This window comes from Pseudomonas sp. R4-34-07, assembly GCF_003852375.1.
Taxonomy (GTDB): Bacteria; Pseudomonadota; Gammaproteobacteria; order Pseudomonadales; family Pseudomonadaceae; genus Aquipseudomonas.
The window spans coordinates 1933031-1953599 of record NZ_CP027760.1 but is presented as its reverse complement, the minus strand read 5'-3'; the positions used below and the strand labels follow the sequence as shown (position 1 = coordinate 1953599).

13 protein-coding genes, 2 tRNA genes and 3 rRNA genes are annotated in these 20569 nt (G+C 59.0%); 8 read left to right on the top strand and 10 right to left on the bottom strand.

Going from position 1 to position 20569, the window contains the following annotated elements:
* Genes C4J85_RS09020 through C4J85_RS09000 form a run of 5 tightly spaced genes read left to right on the top strand, consistent with a single transcriptional unit; the run spans position 1 to position 6217 of the window.
* Positions 1-1218 carry a glycosyltransferase family 4 protein gene (locus C4J85_RS09020; protein ID WP_124409473.1) on the top strand — a complete coding sequence of 406 codons (1218 nt, stop codon included), beginning with the start codon at positions 1-3 and terminating at the stop codon, positions 1216-1218.
* On the top strand, positions 1209-2312 hold the full coding sequence (locus C4J85_RS09015) for a glycosyltransferase family 1 protein (RefSeq protein ID WP_124409472.1): 1104 nt from the start codon (positions 1209-1211) through the stop codon (positions 2310-2312). Before C4J85_RS09020 ends, C4J85_RS09015 begins: the two co-directional genes overlap by 10 nt.
* Positions 2309-3742 (top strand): O-antigen ligase, encoded by a 1434-nt coding sequence (locus tag C4J85_RS09010; protein WP_124409471.1) that lies wholly within the window; start codon positions 2309-2311, stop codon positions 3740-3742. Before C4J85_RS09015 ends, C4J85_RS09010 begins: the two co-directional genes overlap by 4 nt.
* On the top strand, positions 3742-5151 hold the full coding sequence (gene murJ / locus C4J85_RS09005) for a murein biosynthesis integral membrane protein MurJ (protein WP_124409470.1): 1410 nt from the start codon (positions 3742-3744) through the stop codon (positions 5149-5151). The genes C4J85_RS09010 and murJ overlap by 1 nt, the downstream gene beginning before the upstream one ends.
* A 22-nt stretch (positions 5152-5173) precedes the next feature.
* Positions 5174-6217 carry an acyltransferase family protein gene (locus C4J85_RS09000; protein ID WP_124409469.1) on the top strand — a complete coding sequence of 348 codons (1044 nt, stop codon included), beginning with the start codon at positions 5174-5176 and terminating at the stop codon, positions 6215-6217.
* A 147-nt stretch (positions 6218-6364) separates the two neighbouring features.
* Here C4J85_RS09000 and C4J85_RS08995 read toward each other — a convergent pair whose 3' ends face one another.
* The 4 genes from C4J85_RS08995 to C4J85_RS08980 all read right to left on the bottom strand — a co-directional run bounded on the left by C4J85_RS08995 (position 6365) and on the right by C4J85_RS08980 (position 10698).
* Complete coding sequence (locus C4J85_RS08995; RefSeq protein WP_124406785.1) at positions 6365-6937, bottom strand: DUF4174 domain-containing protein; 573 nt, start codon at positions 6935-6937, stop codon at positions 6365-6367.
* 151 nt (positions 6938-7088) lie between these two features.
* Positions 7089-7721: a glutathione S-transferase N-terminal domain-containing protein gene (locus C4J85_RS08990; protein WP_124406784.1), complete on the bottom strand. Its 633-nt coding sequence runs from the start codon at positions 7719-7721 to the stop codon at positions 7089-7091.
* A 48-nt stretch (positions 7722-7769) separates the two neighbouring features.
* Positions 7770-10127 (bottom strand): DNA polymerase II, encoded by a 2358-nt coding sequence (locus tag C4J85_RS08985; protein ID WP_124409468.1) that lies wholly within the window; start codon positions 10125-10127, stop codon positions 7770-7772.
* A 103-nt stretch (positions 10128-10230) separates the two neighbouring features.
* Positions 10231-10698, bottom strand: a complete 468-nt coding sequence (locus C4J85_RS08980; protein WP_124409467.1) for an SRPBCC family protein — start codon at positions 10696-10698, stop codon at positions 10231-10233.
* A 99-nt stretch (positions 10699-10797) separates the two neighbouring features.
* On the opposite strand from C4J85_RS08980, the gene C4J85_RS08975 reads away from it, so the two are divergent.
* Positions 10798-11199, top strand: a complete 402-nt coding sequence (locus tag C4J85_RS08975) for a GFA family protein (RefSeq protein ID WP_124409466.1) — start codon at positions 10798-10800, stop codon at positions 11197-11199.
* A 1-nt stretch (position 11200) separates the two neighbouring features.
* Here C4J85_RS08975 and mrdA read toward each other — a convergent pair whose 3' ends face one another.
* The 6 genes from mrdA to C4J85_RS08945 form a co-directional block, all read right to left on the bottom strand.
* The gene (gene mrdA, locus C4J85_RS08970) at positions 11201-13093 is read right to left on the bottom strand and encodes a penicillin-binding protein 2 (RefSeq protein ID WP_124409465.1); all 1893 of its coding nucleotides are present in this window, start codon (positions 13091-13093) and stop codon (positions 11201-11203) included.
* Positions 13094-13353: 260 nt separating this feature from the next.
* Positions 13354-13469: ribosomal RNA gene (gene rrf, locus C4J85_RS08965) — 5S ribosomal RNA — on the bottom strand.
* A 168-nt stretch (positions 13470-13637) separates the two neighbouring features.
* A 23S ribosomal RNA gene (locus C4J85_RS08960) occupies positions 13638-16529 on the bottom strand.
* A gap of 249 nt (positions 16530-16778) precedes the next feature.
* Positions 16779-16854, bottom strand: a tRNA-Ala gene (locus C4J85_RS08955).
* A gap of 30 nt (positions 16855-16884) precedes the next feature.
* Positions 16885-16961 (bottom strand) — tRNA-Ile (locus tag C4J85_RS08950).
* Positions 16962-17043: 82 nt separating this feature from the next.
* Positions 17044-18580 (bottom strand): 16S ribosomal RNA (locus C4J85_RS08945).
* The 16S, 23S and 5S rRNA genes sit together here with 2 tRNA genes alongside, the layout of an rRNA operon.
* Positions 18581-19196: 616 nt before the next feature.
* Between C4J85_RS08945 and rhtA the strand changes: the two genes are divergently transcribed.
* Together rhtA and C4J85_RS08930 are read left to right on the top strand one after the other, a co-directional pair.
* Positions 19197-20084, top strand: a complete 888-nt coding sequence (gene rhtA, locus C4J85_RS08935; protein ID WP_124409464.1) for a threonine/homoserine exporter RhtA — start codon at positions 19197-19199, stop codon at positions 20082-20084.
* 167 nt (positions 20085-20251) lie between these two features.
* Positions 20252-20533, top strand: coding sequence for a hypothetical protein (locus C4J85_RS08930; RefSeq protein ID WP_124406779.1), 282 nt, complete (start codon positions 20252-20254; stop codon positions 20531-20533).
* The last annotated feature ends 36 nt before the right edge of the window (positions 20534-20569 follow it).

Here is a 20569-nt window from a genome sequence, read left to right as displayed (position 1 = left end):
ATGCGCATTTTATGGATCCTGCCTTATTCGCCCTGGCCTGCCACCAGCGGCGGCAAGACGCGCCAGTTCCACCTTCTGCGCAGTCTGGCGGCGCGTGGGCACCGGATCACGTTGCTTTTGCATGACAAGCACCCGGTGTCGCTGAGCGATCGCCACGTGCTGGAAGGCTTTCTCGAGCAGTTGATCATCCTGCCGCGTCGGCCACTGCGCAGCCTGAAAACCCTGCTGGCCGGGCTGTTTGCACCTTACCCGCTGCTGGCCAGCGTGAATGGCCTGTCGGGGCAATTGGAGGACCGGTTCAACCAACTGCTCAACGAGCATTGGGACGTGGTGCAGATTGAGCACAGCTATACCTTCCAACCTTACGAAGATGCCCTGGCGCGCAAATCCCAACCCTTCGTGTTGACTGAACATAACGTTGAGTCGGCGCTCGGCGCGGCGACGTACGACCGTTTGCCGCGTTGCGCGCTGCCGTTCATTCGCTACGACCAATGGCGCTACACGCGCTGGGAGCGTCGCGTGATGCGCCAGGCCAGCCAAGTGGTGGCCGTCACCGACAGCGATGCGCGGGTGCTGGAAAACATCGCCGGCAAACCGGTGCCGGTGGTGGTCAACGGCGTTGATTGCGATCACTTCGCCGGCGCCCGCCCTGACCCCTCGACCCGTCGCGTGCTGTTCCTCGGCAACTATGAATACGCCCCCAATGTGGATGCCATCGAATGGACCCTGGATGAAATCCTGCCGAAAGTCTGGGAGCGCTGCCCCGACGCGCGCATGAGCGTGTGCGGCTTCGGCATGCCCGACGGTTGGCGCGAACGCTGGCCGGACCCGCGCATCGAGTGGCAGGGCTTTGTGCCAAACCTGTTGAACCTGCAATCGAGCTGTTCAGTGTTTCTGGCGCCGTTGCGCCATGGCGGCGGTTCCAAGCTCAAAGTGCTCGAAGCGTTGGCCGCCGGCCTGCCGCTGGCCAGTACCGAACAGGGCGTGTCGGGCCTGGACCTGGTCGAGGGCCTGGATTATCTGGGCGGGCAAACTGCCGTCGGCCTGGCCGACGCCGTGGTGCGCCTGCTGCACGCTCCCGAAGCCGCCGCGCCCATGGGTGAAGCCGGCCGCGCCTATGCGCGGCGAGCCCATGACTGGAGCGTTGCTGCCAGCCAACTGGAGCAGGTGTACGCCACCCTTTCGCCGCTCAATCAAAAGGAGCCCGCATGCGTGTAGGCCTGGATTACCGCACCGTCGGCACCTCACCGCAATCGGGCATCAGCCGCCAGGTGTATGCGCTGGAAAGCGCCCTGCGCAGCCTGCCGGACATCGAACTGCAGCGATTTACCGTCGCGCCCCTGGGCGATCAAACCCGCTTGCAGGCGCACTGCCCGGCCTGGGGCTGCGCGAAAACGGCGATGCACCAGCCACAGAATCGCCTGCGCTTCGAAGCCGGTTTTTTACCCCGCGCGCTGCGCGAACAGCACATTGACCTGTACATCAGCACCTTCAATATGGGCCTGCCGTTACCGCCCAAGCCTCAAGGGTTGCGTACCGTGGTGCTGCTGCACGACCTGTTTCAGATCACCCTGGACAACTACCACGCCAGCCGCCTGAAGGCGCTGGTGTACAAGACCACCGATCGCCTGTCGATTGCCTACGCGGTGCGCAGCGCCGACCGGGTGTGGACGCCTTCCCAGTACAGTGCCGACGAAACCGTACGCCTGTTTCCCCAGGCAGCGGGCAAGGTTCGCGTCCTGCCCAATCAGGTGGAGGGCTTCAATGAACCATCGGCGGACCTGTCCACGCGCCAATTGCCCACGGGCTTCTGGCTGCTGGTCGGCACCCGTGAACTGCGCAAGAACGTGCCATTCCTGGTGGATGCCTGGCAACAGGCGCGGCGCGACTCCCCCAGCGTGCCGGAACTGGTCCTGGTGGGCAGCCTTGAGCACTTGCCCGAAGCCCAGCGCCAACTGCCGGGGATTCATGCGTTGAGTGGCGTCTCCGACGCCGAGTTGCAGGCGCTGTACCGCCAGGCGTCACGCGTGTGGCAACCGTCCTACGCTGAAGGTTTTGGTTTGCCGGTGATTGAAGCGCTGAGCGTCGGCACCCCGGTCGCCGTGGCCAGCGGCACCTCGCTGGACGAAATCACCCCGCCGTCGGCGCCGCGCTTTTCACCCACCGATGGCCCCGCGTTGGTCCAGTTGATGCTGAACCTGGGTGAGCGCGCCGATGAAGCCACGCCCGAACACCACCGCCGATGGGCCGAACGCTTTAACCAACACGCCTATCGCCGGCGCCTGGCCGAACTGATCGAGGAACTGAAATGAGACTCTCCCTGGCAAGCCTCGTCGCGATCCTCTTCGGCGTGCTGTTCGGTGTGGTCGCGCTGGCGCTGTCACCGGCCAAGGCGTTTCTCGCCGTGATCGGCCTGGCGGCAGCCGTGACCATCCTGCGCTTTCCCTTCTGGGGCTTGCTGCTGTTCGCCCTGATCGCGACCTTCATGCCCTACTCCACGCTTAATCTGGGCATCCGCAGTACGGTGAGCGAAGCCATTCTTGCGCTGACCTGGGGCGCGGTGCTGTGGCACGGCTTTCTGTCGCGCCTGCCGGATGCGCCGCGCCTGGCGCGTCGCCCCACCGACCAGATGCTGCTGTGGCTGATGCTGTTCAGCGTGTTCCCGTTTATCGTCGGCCAGGCCAGCATCCACGCCGAAAGCAGCGGCGTGGCCAACTGGCTGCGTTGGTTGCTGAACCTCTCGGGAGTATTTCTCACGGCCAAGCTGCTGGTGGACTACAAACACCGCGAAAGCCTGGTGATCGCCCTGCTGCTGGGCACCCTGGCGATGCTGGTGATGTCGATTGCGGTGTTCGTGCGCACACGCTCCGGGGCGGGGATTGCGCCGATCCTGGCGCTGCTCAACTACGGCAACTTCGACACGTTGAAATTCGGCCTGGAAGCCATGTCGTCACGCATGGGCTCGCCGTGGATGCACCCGAATGCCATTGGCGGAATCATGGCGCTGCTGCTGCCGTTGGCGTTCTGCTACGGCATGACCGAACAAGGTTGGAAACGCGCACTGGGCCTGAGCGTGGCGTGCCTGGGTGCGGCGGCATTGCTGCTGGCCAGCAGCCGCGGGGCGATGGTCAGCCTGGCGCTGGTGCTGATGTGGCTGGCCACGCGGCGCGTGCCTTACACCGGACGTTTACTGATGATCGGCGCGGCGTTGACCGTGGCGTTGGTGATGGCTTACCCGCCGCTGCAGGAACGCCTGGCGACCATCTTCTCCTCAAGCAACGCCAGCACCGAGGTGCGTTTCGACGAATACCGCATGTTCCCGCAGGCCGTGGCGGCGTACCCGTTCGGCATCGGTTTCAAGGTCGACCCGCCGGTACCGGGCACGCACTTGCTGGGGATCTCCAACCTGTGGCTGAACTTCATCTACAAGACCGGCGTCGTCGGCATGCTGTTGTTTATCGCAGTCACCGTGCGCTGGTGGCGTGAAGCCCGGCCGGAAAAGGGCCCGATCCGCCTGACCAAGGACAACGCACTGTGGCTGGGCAGCACGGCCGGGATTCTGTCGGCGTTGGTCAGCGGCTTGTTTGACCACTACTTCAGTTTTGCCGTGGTGATGGTGGCGCTGTTCTGGCTGATGGTGGGGATTAACGTACTGGAGGCGCGGCGCTTGTTCCCGGCGCGCCTGCCCCAGGTCAAGGCGGTGGTGGTTCGCAAGCCGATGCTTGATGGGGCGCGGCCCTGATGCTGGGTTCTGCCGTATGGCTGACCGTGGCGACCCTGCTGGGCCTGTGCCTGGGGTTTGCGCGCGAATGGTTGCTGGTGGCGGCCTGGGGCGCGGGGGAGCGCAGTGATGCGTTCCTGATCGCGTTGTTCTTGCCCGAGGCGCTGCGCATGTCGCTGGCCGGCGGCGTGTTGAGCGCCGCCGCGTTGCCGCTGTATCTGCAACGAAAGGACGGCGAACGCCTGGACTGGCTGGCCGTGTTGTTCCCGGCGTTGCTGTTGATTGCGCTGGTCACCAGCCTGCTGCTGATGCTATTGGCGCCTTGGCTGGTAAAACTGCTCGGCCCGGGATTGGCGACCGGCGCCACGGCCCTGGCCGGCGGCAATCTGCAGATCGTGGCGTGGTGCGTGCCGGGCCTGCTGTTGCATGCGCTGTTCAGTGTGCCCTTGCAGGCCAGCGAGCGCTTTGTGCTGGCGGGGTTGGGCTCGCTGCTGTTCAACCTGCCGCCGGTGGCGTACCTCGCCTTGGCAGGCACCGCCAGCCAGCCGCACAGCCTCGCGCTGGCGTGCTTGGTCGGCAGTGGCTTGATGCCGTTGGCGCTGCTGCCGTCGCTCTGGCGTCTGGGCTGGCGGCCGTGGCGCGTGCAACTGTCGTTCGCGCCTTTGCGGGAGTTGGGCCAACGTATCGGCCCCTTGTTACTCAGCAATGGCGCCAGCCAGGGCCTGGCGTTGATCGAGCGCCTGGTGGCGTCGCTGCTGGGGGAAGGCGCGGTGACCTGGGTCAACCTGGCGCGCAAGCTGATGAATCTGCCCCTGATTGCGCTGATGAGCCTCAATCAAGTGCTGCTGGGCATGATGAGCCGACGCCAGGGCGATGAACGCCTGGCCCTGCTCAAGCGCGGCCTGGAAACCGCCAGCGTGCTGACCTTGCCCGCCGGCGTCGGCCTGGTGGCGGCGGCGCCGAGCCTGGTCGCGCTGCTGCTGCCCGCACAATCGGCAGACTCGCCGCTGCCGCTGTTGCTCGCCTGGTTTGCCGTGCCGCTGGTATTCGGTGCCTGGAACGCCCTGCTCGCGCGCTACGCCTACGCCGCCGGCGACACGCGCCAGCCGCTGCGCTGCGAGCTGCTCGGCAGCCTGGTCAATGTGTTGCTGCTGGGCGTATTGCCGTTTGCGTTTGGCCTGGCCGGCATTCCACTGGCGGCGCTGGCGGGGGTGATCTGCACCGCGCTGCTGCTGATGCAGCGCCAGGCGTTGCTCGGCGCCCTGCCTTGGGCGCGGCAATGGCTGCTCAGTACGGTGCTGATGGGGCTGGCGGCGCTGGTGTTGTTTCGAATCGAAGACGTGTGGCTGCAAGTGGGGCTGAGCACCCTGGCAGGCGCCGTGGTGTTGCTGGGTATGGGGCTGTGGCTGACGCCGTGGCGCAAGGCGTGAATGATCGTTCGGGAAGACTCACATGAAGCATCGTTGGATTCAAATGGATATCGCCAAAGGCGTCGGTATCCTGATTATCGTGTACGGCCACAGTTGGTTTGTCGCCAACTCGCTGGATTTGCTGTACCCGATCCTGGCGTCGTTCGTGCTGCCGCTGTTCTTCTTTTTGTCCGGGGTGTTCTTCAAGCCCGAGCAGCCATTCGTGGAAATGGCGGTGCGCAAGGCCGATGGCCTGCTCAAGCCGTTCTTCTTCACCATGCTGGTGTATGTGATCGTGCGCGATGTGCTGCGCGGGCAACCGTTGCTGGGGGATATCGGCGGCGTGCTGTATGCCTCCGTGGACACCATCCCATGGCAGGCGTTGTGGTTCTTGCCGCACTTCTGGGTGGCGATCCTGTTCAGTTGGTTGATGCTGCGGCTGATTCAGCGCCTGAAGCTGCCGTTGCTGGCCGCTTGCCTGCTGATCGGCGCGCAACTGTTGCTCGGCATCTGGATGTTGAAGTGGTTCTGGCAAGTGCCGGTCACCCTCGGCGAACAAACATGGACGTTACCCGGCCTGCCCTTCAGCCTCGACGTGACCCTGATCAGCAGCACCTATTTCATCTACGGCTACCTGCTGCGTGATTGGCTGCGCCGGCACGAAGGCTCGCTGCTGACCCTGCTGATTTCGCTGGGGCTGTTCGCCGCCGTGTTCCTCTACAGCCACGACACCATGGACCTGGCGCAACGTCGCTACGACCACTGGTTGTGGACCAGCCTGCTGGCGGTGATCGGTGTGTACCTGTGCTGGGCGCTGGCGCGGGTGTTGATGGTGTCGCCCCTGCTGACGCGGGCGATGACCTACATCGGCCAGTCGACGTTGATCCTGTTGATCTTCCACGGCGAGATCCAGCACAAGACCTTCGACCTGATGGAGCGCCTGGGTTTGCATCCGTTCATGGCGGCGTGCGTGGGTTTCGTGGTGGCGGTGGTGGTGCCGTTGCTGATCGGGGAAGTGATCAAGCGGGTGGCATTCCTGCGGTTTTTCTACTTTCCGTTTCCGGTGCGTAAAGCGCCAAAGCCTTGATTGCGCGTCTAGCTGACGTGCAACGGCTAGCCCTGATGTAGGAGCGAGCTTGCTCGCGAAAAACCCCCAGGCACCGCGCTCATTCTGGATAAACGTAGTGGCCCTGAGTTCTTCGCGAGCAAGCTCGCTCCTACAGGGTTATGTATTTCAATCGTCGAGGGGTTGCGGCGCCGGCTTGCTACCTGGTTTGACCGGTTTGGCGCCCTTGGCCGGTGCAGGTGCAACGGGCGCAGGTTCCGGCGCGGCCGCAGCTTCCTTCTCGGCCATCGGCATCTGGTCGATGGCACTGAAGAACTCTTTGAGATCGAGGCTATCGGGCGGCACGGTCTTCTCGAGTTTTTTCTCGCCATCCTTGCCGATCAGGATCACCTTGGTGCCGCTGCCGACACCGAGCTTGAGGGCGCGGATCAGTGCATTGGTTTCCGGCGGGGTGAGCTTTTTGCTGTCCTTGGGATCCTTGGCGAACTTCTCGCCCTCGGCGCCGATGCTGCCGAACTTCACGGTGTAGAACACCATGCTGCGCTCTTCGAAGGACTGCTTGATGGCAGGCTCTTCCAGTTGTTTCCTGAGCGTGGCCAACGTCGGGTTACCCGCATCGAGTTCCACCACCACCAGAGGGCGGGTCTTGCCCATCTCCAGCTTGAGCGGATTATCATCAGCAGCCAACAACGGCCCCGTAAAAGCCATCAAGGTAGCCAGGGTCAGCGACCGGATGAGCATGCGCACCTCCTTTGAATTCCATGCAGGGTTCTTGAGTTTCATGTCTGCGACAGTCAAATTCAAGGATGATTCCTACGCCACATTGAGAAGCGTAGGTCAGGATGCCCGCGCCGCAAGGGATTGGCGGGCGGCGGGGCATTGTTTCTTCTGATTACGAGACCTGCCACTGCGGCCAATGCCGGGCGAACACGGGCGCCACGACCGGGTCGGCATCTACGCGCTCCAGGGCGTCGGCAAAGCCCGGCGCCAGGCTGCGGAGCACCTCGCGGCCCTCGTCCCAGCGCGACACCGCCGCCGCCATGATGCCCAGTGCATTGGGTACGTTGTCGGGCGTAAACAGCTGGTCGGCAAACTGATCGGCGAACACCACCCAGGCCTGATGCAGATAACGCCGCGTGCCGGTGGTCAGTTGCGTTTGCAGGCTTTCACCGGCGTCGCCCAGCCAGCGTTGCGGATAGTCGATGATGCCGATGGCCGAATAGCAATTGGCCGCGATGTACAGCAGGCCGCGCAGGATCTGCGCGCGGTTGCCGGCCAGCAGGTTCGCGTCGGGAAACTCCAGGCCCAGGTGGATCAGGATGGCGGCGCTTTCGGTCAGCACCTGGCCATCGGGGGTGACCAGGGTGGGGATCTGTTTGAGCGGGTTGATGCGCGCTAGGGCTTCGCTGCCCTCGCCTTCATGCCAGGAGCTGGCATCCACGCGATGCCACGGCACGCCACAGCGCTGCAGGGCGATCTCGATCATGCAGGAGCCGGATTCGTCGGTGCCATAGAGTGTGTACATGGGCGTTCCTCCTAAGCTTCAGGTGTAACGGGGATTGTGGCCGATTGCCTAGAACAGGCCCATCTGCCCGCCCACCAGGGTGGCGAAATCATCGTTCACGAACGGCAGGATGGCGTCAGCCACGGGCTGCAATTGGCGCGTCACATAATGATCGTAGTCGATAGGCGCTTGCTGTACTTCCAACGGCTGCGGGCCATTGACGCTGATCACATAGCGAATCCAGCCGCCGCGCTGGTACTGGCGCGGGCGCCCCAGGCGGTCGTTGTATTCGTCGGCCAGGCGTGCGGCGCGCACATGGGGCGGGACGTTGCGTTCGTAGTCATGCAAGGGGCGGCGCAGGCGCTTGCGGTAGATCAACAGCTCGTCGAGTTCGCCGCTCAAGGTACGGCGCACATAGTCGCGTACATAATCCTGATGGGGCTGGCGATGGAAGATGCGCCGGTAGAGCTCCTGCTGGAATTGCCGGGCCAGGGGCGACCAGTCACTGCGCACGGTTTCCAGGCCCTTGTAGACCATTTCTTCGCTGCCATCGGCGCGCACCACCAGGCCGGCGTAGCGCTTCTTGCTGCCCTCCTCCGCACCGCGAATGGTCGGCATCAGGAAGCGGCTGAAATGGGTTTCGTATTGCAGCTCGAGGGCGCTTTGCAAGCCGTATTCCGTGTGCAGATGGCTGCGCCACCAGTCGTTGACGTGCTGCACCAGCGCCTGGCCGATGCGGCTGGCATCCTCCAGGGAGCGGGCGCCGCCGAGCCAGACGAAAGTGGAGTCGGTGTCGCCGTAGATCACTTCATAACCCTGGGCCTCCACCAGCTCACGGGTCTGGCGCATGATCTGATGCCCGCGCATTGTGATCGAGGACGCCAGCCGGGTATCGAAGAACCGGCAACCGCTGGAGCCGAGCACGCCGTAGAAGGCGTTCATGATGATCTTCAGGGCTTGGGACAGCGGTGCATTGTGTTCGTGCTTGGCCACTTCGCGGCCTTCGGACACCCGCGTGACGATGGACGGCAGGCAATGCCGGGTGCGGGAGAAACGCGCACCGCGAAAGCCTTCCACCGAGTCGCTGTCGTCGGGATGCTTGAGGCCTTCGATCAAGCCCACCGGGTCGATCAGAAAGCTGCGGATAATCGACGGGTACAGGCTCTTGTAGTCCAGCACCAGCACCGACTCATACAGACCTGGGCGCGAGTCCATGACAAACCCGCCGGGGCTGGCCTGGGGCGGCTTGTCGCCGAGGTTCGGCGCGACAAAGCCCTGGCGGTGCATCAACGGCATGTAGAGATGGGTGAACGCCGCGACGGAGCCGCCATTGCGGTCGGCAGGCAGCCCGGTGACGCTGGCGCGCTCGAGCAGGAACTTGAGCAGCTCGGTCTTCTCGAAAATCCGCGTGACCAACTCGCAGTCCTTGAGGTTGTAGCGCGCCAGGGCGGGCTTGTCCTCGGCGAACATGCGGTTGATTTCGTCCATGCGCTGGTACGGCGTGGAGATGTCCTTGCCTTCACCCAGCAGGGTTTGCGCGACATTTTCCAGGCTGAACGACTCGAAACTCCACGTAGCTGAACGCAGGGCTTCGATGCCGTCGATGATCAACCGGCCGGCTGCCGCAGCGAAGTAATGATTGCGGCTGCCATGTTCGCGCCAGGCCATGGCTTCACCGCCCCGCCCCAGCAGCAGCGGCACGTTCAGGCGCTGGGCATGTTCGTGGAGCACGCGCAGGTCGAACTGCACCACATTCCAGCCGATGATCGCATCCGGATCGTGGGTGGCCAGCCATTGGTTGAGGCGTTCGAGCAGTTGGGCGCGGGTGTCGCAATAGTCGAGCTTGAAGTCCACCGCGCAGGTTTTGTTGGGCGGACCGAGCATGTACACCTGGCGCTCGCCACACCCTTCGAGCGCGATGGAATAAAGATCGCCCTGGGCGGTGGTTTCAATATCGAGGGATACCAGTTTCAGGGTCGGTCGGTAATCGGCAGCGGGCTTCATCTGCGCATCGAGCAACGTGCCGCTGGCATCCGGCGTACCGCCGAACCACACCGGCGCAGTGATGAACCGTTCCATCATGTAGCGCTCGGGTGGGCGCACATCGCCTTCGTAGACATCCACCCCGGCGGCGCGCAGGCGCTTTTCGATATCCATTATCTGGCGGTGCTGCCGGGCGTAAAGACCCAGGACCGGCCGATGATGGAAATCGCACAACTGCAACCCACGCAACTCGATATCGCGCTCGCCCTTAAGCAGCCAGTCCAGCGGCTTGCGATGGGCTTCGGGAATGAACACCACCGAGGTCTGCACGGGGAGACGGATGCACCGAGGCCCTTGGTCGGTCGCCAGCCAGAAACTGACCTCCGTCCCCGCCGGGGTGTCGCGCCAATGCCGGGTCAGGACAAACCCCTGCTGTAAATCCACCGTACCGCACCTCAGGAATCGCTTTCAGGGCGTGATTCTACGCGGCATTCGGGCAAACGCGGCAGGTTAACTGTGATCTCAAAAACGTGGGTGCCCGTTCGCGTCAGGCTCGCCGGGCCTTGTCCAGATAGTTTTCGATATTGCCCATCTGCTCGTCCCAGCCACGGGAATTCATCTTGAACGCTTTCTGGCGCCTGGCCTGGGGCACCTTGTCGAAACCGGACTCGACCACCCGCAACAGAATGCCCGGCGCGCGATCCTCGATGGTGAACTCCACCAGCGTCGGGGTTTCCTGGTCATAGTCGACGTCTTTCTCTACCGCGAAGGGATGCCACCAGAAGGAAAACAGGGTTTGCGGCAGAATGCGTTCGATTCTGGCCTTCCACACGACATGTTCGTAGCCTGGGTAGGTGATCGGCGCTTCGATGGTTTCGCCGGCAACAAAGGTTTTTCCCTTGAGGGCAATACCGAACCACTCGCCAAATTGTTCGGCGTTCGTAAGCGCTTCCCAGACTTGTTTACGTGATGCGTTGAGCAGGACTTTCCGTTCGATGCGATCTAATACGTGCATAAGTCACCTCCTCCATTGAACACTAGGCGACATCGACCAATGCGCAACCTTTGGTTATGCGCAATGGTGATGCCCCCATCCTTGACCTGGCCATAAGTTATGACTGAACCGTTGAATGGAAGTTGCTTGTGTAAAGGTGTGGGCTATCAGGTGGAGCGTCTGGACATGCCCATCAGTCACTGCCATTGCGGCAGCTGTCGCAAGGCGCATGCGGCAGCCTTTGTCGCCACGGCTGGGGTGATGCGCGAGCACTTTCGCTGGACGCACGGTGAAGAATTGCTGTCGTCGTTTGAGTCATCGCCAGGCAAACGGCGCCATTTCTGTTCGCGCTGTGGCTCGCATTTGATCGCCGAGCGCGCACACCAGCCCCACGTCATCGTGCGGGTGGCGACGCTGGACGATGATCCGGGCGTCAGGCCCACCGCGCATATCTGGACAGCCCATGATGTGCCCTGGCTGGCTTATGACGACATAGAGCGCTGGGGCGAATGGCAGGTGTGACTTAAACGTGCGGATCGCCGGGCGCTTTGGCCGGCGTCGCATATTGGGGCTTCAGGTGACCCTCCTGGTCGAGCAGCCAGGCATCCATGATCTGTCGCACCACCGGGCCGGCTACACGGCCACCCGCCTCACCGTTTTCAATCATCACTGAAATCACGATCTTCGGGTGTTCGGCTGGCGCAAAGCCGACAAACAAGGCGTTGTCGCGGTGACGCTCCAGGGTCTTGTTGCGGTTGTAGCGCTCCCCCTGCTTGATCGCCACCACCTGCGCGGTACCGCTCTTGCCGGCGATGCGATATTGGGCACCCTGCGCGGCGGCCCGAGCGATACCACGCGGGTCGTGCATTACCAATTGCATGCCGTGGTTGACCTGTTCCCAATCACGCGGGTCCTTGAGCACTACGTTGGGCATCGGATTCTCATCCACCGGAGGCACGCCGTTGATGGTCTTGGCCAGGTGCGGGCGGTTCCATACACCCTTATTGGCGATCAGCGCAGTGGCTTGGGCCAGTTGCAGCGGCGTGACTTGCATATAACCCTGGCCGATACCCAGGATCACGGTTTCGCCCGGGAACCAGGGCTGGCGACGTGTCGCGCGTTTCCAGGCCTGGGAAGGCATCAGGCCGGCGGACTCTTCGAACATATCCAGGGACACCTTCTGACCCAGGCCGAATTCGGCCAGGTAATCATGCAGCCGATCGATGCCGAGCTTGTGGGCCAGGTCATAGAAGTAGGTGTCATTGGAACGCATGATGGCGGCGTCCATGTCTACCCAGCCGTCGCCACTGTGGTTCCAGTTGCGGTATTTGTGATCGAAGTCCGGCAACTGGTAGTAACCGGGATCAAACACGCGGGTTTGCGGGGTGACAACGCCGCTGTCGAGCCCGGCGATGGCCACTTCAGGCTTGATGGTTGAGCCGGGCGCATACAGCCCGCGCAGCACGCGGTTGAACAGCGGGCGATCGATGGAATCATGCAGCGCGGCATATTCCTTGAAGCTGATACCGGTGACGAACAGGTTCGGGTCGAAACTCGGTTTGCTGACCATGGCCAGCACTTCACCGGTTTGCGGGTCCAGGGCAACCACCGAGCCACGGCGGTCACCCAGGGCTTCTTCGGCGGCCCCCTGGAGCTTGACGTCGAGGCTCAGGACAATGTTTTTGCCGGGGATAGGATCAGTGTGCTTGAGCACGCGCAATACCCGTCCTTGGGCGTTGGTTTCGACTTCTTCATAACCCACGTGACCATGCAGTTCAGACTCGTAGAAGCGTTCGATACCGGTTTTGCCAATAGACTGGGTGCCGCGGTATTCCACCGAATCGAGGGCCTTGGATTCTTTCTCGTTGATTCGTCCGACATAGCCGATGGAGTGGGCGAAGTGCGCACCCAACGGGTAGTGGCGGACGAACTGAGGCTCAACGTCTACACCCGGTAGACGGAACTCGTTGACGGCCAGAACGGCAATCTGCTCTTCGGTCAGCTCGTAGAACAGCGTGACAGGGACGAACGGATGGCGGGCCTGCTTGAGCGCTTTGTCGAACACGGCACGATCTTCGGCGGGCAGGTGCAACAGACTGACGATCGCGTCCAACTCACCCTTGAGGTCGGTGGTGCGTTCGCGGGTTATGGTCAGGTTGTAGCTGGGTCGGTTGTCAGCCAGGACCACACCGTTGCGGTCATAGATCAAGCCGCGCGTAGGGGTGATGGGCAGCACGTGAACGCGATTGTTTTCAGAAATGGTGGCGTGATAGTCGTATTGCACGACCTGCAGGAAGTACATGCGCCCCACCAGGGCGCAGGTGATGCCAATCACCAGGAGTGCACAGGCGAGCAAACGTTTGTTGACCAGACGGTGTTCTTTTTCGTGGTCCTTGATGGGTATCGGTTCAGGCATTTCTACAGCATCTCGTTGAAAAAGGTCGACGCCGCGTCCTGCGGATAAGGGTCAGTCCTTGTGAAAATGTGCTGCACCATACCAAAAATGCAGAAACACTTTGCATCGATTTCCCTTAACGGCGGGTTATTTCATCATTGAGAAAGTGAGGCAAGGGCGGCGAACGCGCTGTGATGGTGCACATTGGGAGAGCCGTCGCACTTTTCGACCGCCCAAAACAAAACCCCATCTGCTTTCGCAAATGGGGTTTCGGAATTTAATCTTGACGATGACCTACTCTCACATGGGGAAACCCCACACTACCATCGGCGATGCATCGTTTCACTACTGAGTTCGGGATGGGATCAGGTGGTTCCAATGCTCTATGGTCGTCAAGAAATTCGGGTACTGAGTCGTGGCCAGATGGCCTCGCTTCAGCAAATTGGGTATGCGATAGGTTTCGGTGTTTTGTGAGCATCGAACTTTCGGTTCATTGCGTCTTCACACACCGCAATCTGGCCTCTTTCGTCTTTCAACTAGGAGCAACAAATTGCTTGGGTGTTATATGGTCAAGCCTCACGGGCAATTAGTATTGGTTAGCTCAACGCCTCACAGCGCTTACACACCCAACCTATCAACGTCGTAGTCTTCGACGGCCCTTCAGGGGACTCAAGGTCCCAGTGAGATCTCATCTTGAGGCTAGTTTCCCGCTTAGATGCTTTCAGCGGTTATCTATTCCGAACATAGCTACCCGGCAATGCCACTGGCGTGACAACCGGAACACCAGAGGTTCGTCCACTCCGGTCCTCTCGTACTAGGAGCAGCCCCTCTCAAATCTCAAACGTCCACGGCAGATAGGGACCGAACTGTCTCACGACGTTCTAAACCCAGCTCGCGTACCACTTTAAATGGCGAACAGCCATACCCTTGGGACCGGCTTCAGCCCCAGGATGTGATGAGCCGACATCGAGGTGCCAAACACCGCCGTCGATATGAACTCTTGGGCGGTATCAGCCTGTTATCCCCGGAGTACCTTTTATCCGTTGAGCGATGGCCCTTCCATACAGAACCACCGGATCACTAAGACCTACTTTCGTACCTGCTCGACGTGTCTGTCTCGCAGTCAAGCGCGCTTTTGCCTTTATACTCTACGACCGATTTCCGACCGGTCTGAGCGCACCTTCGTACTCCTCCGTTACTCTTTAGGAGGAGACCGCCCCAGTCAAACTACCCACCATACACTGTCCTCGATCCGGATAACGGACCTGAGTTAGAACCTCAAAGTTGCCAGGGTGGTATTTCAAGGTTGGCTCCACGCGAACTGGCGTCCACGCTTCAAAGCCTCCCACCTATCCTACACAAGCAAATTCAAAGTCCAGTGCAAAGCTATAGTAAAGGTTCACGGGGTCTTTCCGTCTAGCCGCGGATACACTGCATCTTCACAGCGATTTCAATTTCACTGAGTCTCGGGTGGAGACAGCGCCGCCATCGTTACGCCATTCGTGCAGGTCGGAACTTACCCGACAAGGAATTTCGCTACCTTAGGACCGTTATAGTTACGGCCGCCGTTTACCGGGGCTTCGATCAAGAGCTTCGCGTTAGCTAACCCCATCAATTAACCTTCCGGCACCGGGCAGGCGTCACACCCTATACGTCCACTTTCGTGTTTGCAGAGTGCTGTGTTTTTAATAAACAGTCGCAGCGGCCTGGTATCTTCGACCGGCATGAGCTTACGGAGCAAGTCCTTCACCCTCACCGGCGCACCTTCTCCCGAAGTTACGGTGCCATTTTGCCTAGTTCCTTCACCCGAGTTCTCTCAAGCGCCTTGGTATTCTCTACCCAACCACCTGTGTCGGTTTGGGGTACGGTTCCTGGTTACCTGAAGCTTAGAAGCTTTTCTTGGAAGCATGGCATCAACCACTTCGTCGTCTAAAAGACAACTCGTCATCAGCTCTCGGCCTTGGAATCCCGGATTTACCTAAGATTCCAGCCTACCACCTTAAACTTGGACAACCAACGCCAAGCTGGCCTAGCCTTCTCCGTCCCTCCATCGCAATAACCAGAAGTACAGGAATATTAACCTGTTTTCCATCGACTACGCTTTTCAGCCTCGCCTTAGGGACCGACTAACCCTGCGTCGATTAACGTTGCGCAGGAAACCTTGGTCTTTCGGCGTGGGTGTTTTTCACACCCATTGTCGTTACTCATGTCAGCATTCGCACTTCTGATACCTCCAGCAAGCTTCTCAACTCACCTTCACAGGCTTACAGAACGCTCCTCTACCGCATCACTTGCGTGATACCCGTAGCTTCGGTGTATGGTTTGAGCCCCGTTACATCTTCCGCGCAGGCCGACTCGACTAGTGAGCTATTACGCTTTCTTTAAAGGGTGGCTGCTTCTAAGCCAACCTCCTAGCTGTCTAAGCCTTCCCACATCGTTTCCCACTTAACCATAACTTTGGGACCTTAGCTGACGGTCTGGGTTGTTTCCCTTTTCACGACGGACGTTAGCACCCGCCGTGTGTCTCCCATGCTCGGCACTTGTAGGTATTCGGAGTTTGCATCGGTTTGGTAAGTCGGGATGACCCCCTAGCCGAAACAGTGCTCTACCCCCTACAGTGATACATGAGGCGCTACCTAAATAGCTTTCGAGGAGAACCAGCTATCTCCGAGCTTGATTAGCCTTTCACTCCGATCCACAGGTCATCCGCTAACTTTTCAACGGTAGTCGGTTCGGTCCTCCAGTTAGTGTTACCCAACCTTCAACCTGCCCATGGATAGATCGCCCGGTTTCGGGTCTATTCCCAGCGACTAGACGCCCTATTAAGACTCGCTTTCGCTACGCCTCCCCTATTCGGTTAAGCTCGCCACTGAAAATAAGTCGCTGACCCATTATACAAAAGGTACGCAGTCACCTAACAAAGTAGGCTCCCACTGCTTGTACGCATACGGTTTCAGGATCTATTTCACTCCCCTCTCCGGGGTTCTTTTCGCCTTTCCCTCACGGTACTAGTTCACTATCGGTCAGTCAGTAGTATTTAGCCTTGGAGGATGGTCCCCCCATATTCAGACAAAGTTTCTCGTGCTCCGTCCTACTCGATTTCATGACTAAGAGATTTTCGCGTACAGGGCTATCACCCACTATGGCCGCACTTTCCAGAGCGTTCCGCTAATCTCAAAGCCACTTAAGGGCTAGTCCCCGTTCGCTCGCCACTACTAAGGGAATCTCGGTTGATTTCTTTTCCTCAGGGTACTTAGATGTTTCAGTTCCCCTGGTTCGCTCCATACACCTATGTATTCAGTGTAAGGTAACCATCTTATGATGGTTGGGTTCCCCCATTCAGACATCTCCGGATCAAAGTCTGTTTGCCGACTCCCCGAAGCTTTTCGCAGGCTACCACGTCTTTCATCGCCTCTGACTGCCAAGGCATCCACCGTATGCGCTTCTTCACTTGACCATATAACCCCAAGCAATCTGGTTATACTGTGAAGACAACATTCGCCGAAAATTCGATCATACTCAATTAAGAGTGACTCACAAATTTTACCTTAGCCTGAGCCGTTACCAGTGAAAGTAACGTCCAGTCTATCTTTCTATCACATACCCAAATTTTTAAAGAACGAACTAGTCAAAGACTAGAAATCAACATTCACCATCACAGCGATGGAATGCTCATTTCTAAGCTTTCTACAAACAGAAGCAGTAGTGGTGGAGCCAAACGGGATCGAACCGTTGACCTCCTGCGTGCAAGGCAGGCGCTCTCCCAGCTGAGCTATGGCCCCGTATTTCTACAGGCGTTTCCCACACAAAATTGGTGGGTCTGGGCAGATTCGAACTGCCGACCTCACCCTTATCAGGGGTGCGCTCTAACCAACTGAGCTACAGACCCAATTTCGGGCTGCTTCTTTTCGTCTTCTTCAATGAATCAAGCAATTCGTGTGGGAGCTCATGAAGCAGCTGATGTCGTCGATTAAGGAGGTGATCCAGCCGCAGGTTCCCCTACGGCTACCTTGTTACGACTTCACCCCAGTCATGAATCACACCGTGGTAACCGTCCCCCCGAAGGTTAGACTAGCTACTTCTGGTGCAACCCACTCCCATGGTGTGACGGGCGGTGTGTACAAGGCCCGGGAACGTATTCACCGCGACATTCTGATTCGCGATTACTAGCGATTCCGACTTCACGCAGTCGAGTTGCAGACTGCGATCCGGACTACGATCGGTTTTCTGGGATTAGCTCCACCTCGCGGCTTGGCAACCCTCTGTACCGACCATTGTAGCACGTGTGTAGCCCAGGCCGTAAGGGCCATGATGACTTGACGTCATCCCCACCTTCCTCCGGTTTGTCACCGGCAGTCTCCTTAGAGTGCCCACCATAACGTGCTGGTAACTAAGGACAAGGGTTGCGCTCGTTACGGGACTTAACCCAACATCTCACGACACGAGCTGACGACAGCCATGCAGCACCTGTCTCAATGTTCCCGAAGGCACCAATCCATCTCTGGAAAGTTCATTGGATGTCAAGGCCTGGTAAGGTTCTTCGCGTTGCTTCGAATTAAACCACATGCTCCACCGCTTGTGCGGGCCCCCGTCAATTCATTTGAGTTTTAACCTTGCGGCCGTACTCCCCAGGCGGTCAACTTAATGCGTTAGCTGCGCCACTAAGAGCTCAAGGCTCCCAACGGCTAGTTGACATCGTTTACGGCGTGGACTACCAGGGTATCTAATCCTGTTTGCTCCCCACGCTTTCGCACCTCAGTGTCAGTGTTGGTCCAGGTGGTCGCCTTCGCCACTGGTGTTCCTTCCTATATCTACGCATTTCACCGCTACACAGGAAATTCCACCACCCTCTACCACACTCTAGTCAGTCAGTTTTGAATGCAGTTCCCAGGTTGAGCCCGGGGATTTCACATCCAACTTAACAAACCACCTACGCGCGCTTTACGCCCAGTAATTCCGATTAACGCTTGCACCCTCTGTATTACCGCGGCTGCTGGCACAGAGTTAGCCGGTGCTTATTCTGTCGGTAACGTCAAAACAATCACGTATTAGGTAACTGCCCTTCCTCCCAACTTAAAGTGCTTTACAATCCGAAGACCTTCTTCACACACGCGGCATGGCTGGATCAGGCTTTCGCCCATTGTCCAATATTCCCCACTGCTGCCTCCCGTAGGAGTCTGGACCGTGTCTCAGTTCCAGTGTGACTGATCATCCTCTCAGACCAGTTACGGATCGTCGCCTTGGTGAGCCATTACCTCACCAACTAGCTAATCCGACCTAGGCTCATCTGATAGCGCAAGGCCCGAAGGTCCCCTGCTTTCTCCCGTAGGACGTATGCGGTATTAGCGTCCGTTTCCGAACGTTATCCCCCACTACCAGGCAGATTCCTAGGCATTACTCACCCGTCCGCCGCTCTCAAGAGAAGCAAGCTTCTCTCTACCGCTCGACTTGCATGTGTTAGGCCTGCCGCCAGCGTTCAATCTGAGCCATGATCAAACTCTTCAGTTCAAACATCTTTGGGTTTTTAAGAAACCCTAAACTTGGCTCAGCAATCGTTGGTTACATCTTTGATTTCTCGCGGAGTAACTTGTGATGCTGATAATCTTGTTGACTATCAGTCTGACTCCACAAGCACCCACACGAATTGCTTGATTCAGTTGTTAAAGAGCGGTTGGTTAAGAGCTATTCGTCTCAACCGAGGCGCGCATTCTACAGCAGCCTCATTTGCTGTCAAGCGGTTATTTTCAGAAGTTTTCGAAGATTTCTTCAACAACTTCAACCACTTGCGCTTTCGATCTCTCGTAAGCGGGAGGCGAATTCTACAGCGTTACACGCTGCTGTCAACACCTCTTTTTCAACTTCCTTTTGGCTTCGATGGACTGAAGCAACCTGCTATCGAAACCTACTTAACTCATTGTTTACCAAGGAGTTTTCCGTTTCGACTGCGCCGGAAGTGGGGCGAATTATAGGCGCACAGAATCTGCCGTCAACGTTTAATTTGAATTTCCTATCAAACAGCCCGAAACCCTTTAAATCCTCTGCACTTGAGCAGTATATTGCGCAGTGCGTGCCCGTTAAGCGCATCAGCGCCCTTTATATGAAAGACTTCGGACGAAAACCTTCAATGACCACCCCACCCCGCAGCCTGGCCTCCATACTGTTCCCTGTTGGCCTGCTGTTAATAGCGATGGCATCCATCCAGTCCGGCGCCTCGCTGGCCAAAAGCATGTTCCCTGTCATCGGCGCGCAAGGTACCACCACCCTGCGCTTGATTTTCGCCAGCGTGATCATGCTGCTTCTATTACGCCCATGGCGCGCCAAGCTGACGGCCAAGTCCCTGCGCACGGTAGTTGTCTACGGCATGGCGCTGGGCGGCATGAATTTTCTCTTCTATATGTCGTTGCGCACCGTGCCCCTGGGTATTGCGGTAGCGCTGGAGTTCACCGGCCCGCTCGCCGTCGCCCTGTATGCATCGCGCCGGGCAGTGGACTTCTTGTGGATCGCGCTCGCAGTCGTCGGTTTACTCCTGCTGATACCGTCGGGCGAAACCAGCAGTGGCATCGACGTGACCGGTGCCGCCTATGCTCTCGGCGCTGGTGTCTGCTGGGCGCTTTATATTCTGTTCGGCCAAAAGGCTGGTAACGATAACGGTGTGCAGACCGCCGCGCTCGGCGTCATGATTGCCGCTTTGTTCGTCGCGCCAATCGGCATCGTGCACGCGGGTACCGCGCTGCTGACTCCCGCCTTGATGCCCATCGCCATCGGTGTCGCCATTTTATCGACAGCGCTGCCTTACACACTGGAAATGGTCGCGCTCACTCGCCTGCCCGCACGTACTTTCGGCACCCTGATGAGTGTCGAGCCGGCGTTCGGCGCCCTCTCCGGGCTGTTCTTCCTGCATGAACACCTGACGCTCGCGCAATGGCTGGCGATCACCTGCATCATTCTAGCCTCCGTCGGCGCCACACTGACAATGCGCAACGAATCCAAACCGCTGGTGCCCGCCGACTGACCTCTTTAAAAGGCAGCTCTGGTATTTACCGCTCATTTAGGCCATGTTTAGGCCGTAAACGAAGGTCTTTCATGGAGAAATTCGACACGGACAGCATGAACGCTACGCTCGAGAGCGAGTAAAGGCCGGCTTCGTTTCTTTTGCGAAGCGGCTATTTAAGGATGGGAATGAAACGAATTTTGATACTGTTGCTGGTCGTAGGCATTGCCGGCTGTGCCGCGACCACGAAAACAGAAGTGAAGCGAGGCAAGAAAGGGCTGCATATCAACTGCTCGGGCCTGTCCTCCTCCTGGGATAAGTGCTACACCAGTGCGGCCGATTCCTGCGGCGCCAAGGGCTATCGGGTGATCGCCAAATCCGGCGATAACGCCGAAGAACCCGGCGATTACCCCTTCGGCCTCAACCCTGCCGGCTACACCAGTCGCAGCATGATCGTCATTTGCAAGTAGACGCCTGAGCGCTGTCTTGATCGCTCGCGATCAAAA

Coding starts and splice junctions, on each gene's coding strand:
- C4J85_RS08975 (WP_124409466.1), top strand. CDS start 10,798: ATGACTGAACCGTTGAATGGAAGTTGCTTGTGTAAAGGTGTGGGCTAT.
- C4J85_RS08980 (WP_124409467.1), bottom strand. CDS start 10,698: ATGCACGTATTAGATCGCATCGAACGGAAAGTCCTGCTCAACGCATCA.
- rhtA (WP_124409464.1), top strand. CDS start 19,197: ATGACCACCCCACCCCGCAGCCTGGCCTCCATACTGTTCCCTGTTGGC.
- C4J85_RS09015 (WP_124409472.1), top strand. CDS start 1,209: ATGCGTGTAGGCCTGGATTACCGCACCGTCGGCACCTCACCGCAATCG.
- C4J85_RS08995 (WP_124406785.1), bottom strand. CDS start 6,937: ATGCTCATCCGGTCGCTGACCCTGGCTACCTTGATGGCTTTTACGGGG.
- mrdA (WP_124409465.1), bottom strand. CDS start 13,093: ATGCCTGAACCGATACCCATCAAGGACCACGAAAAAGAACACCGTCTG.
- murJ (WP_124409470.1), top strand. CDS start 3,742: ATGCTGGGTTCTGCCGTATGGCTGACCGTGGCGACCCTGCTGGGCCTG.
- C4J85_RS08990 (WP_124406784.1), bottom strand. CDS start 7,721: ATGTACACACTCTATGGCACCGACGAATCCGGCTCCTGCATGATCGAG.
- C4J85_RS09010 (WP_124409471.1), top strand. CDS start 2,309: ATGAGACTCTCCCTGGCAAGCCTCGTCGCGATCCTCTTCGGCGTGCTG.
- C4J85_RS09000 (WP_124409469.1), top strand. CDS start 5,174: ATGAAGCATCGTTGGATTCAAATGGATATCGCCAAAGGCGTCGGTATC.
- C4J85_RS09020 (WP_124409473.1), top strand. CDS start 1: ATGCGCATTTTATGGATCCTGCCTTATTCGCCCTGGCCTGCCACCAGC.
- C4J85_RS08930 (WP_124406779.1), top strand. CDS start 20,252: ATGAAACGAATTTTGATACTGTTGCTGGTCGTAGGCATTGCCGGCTGT.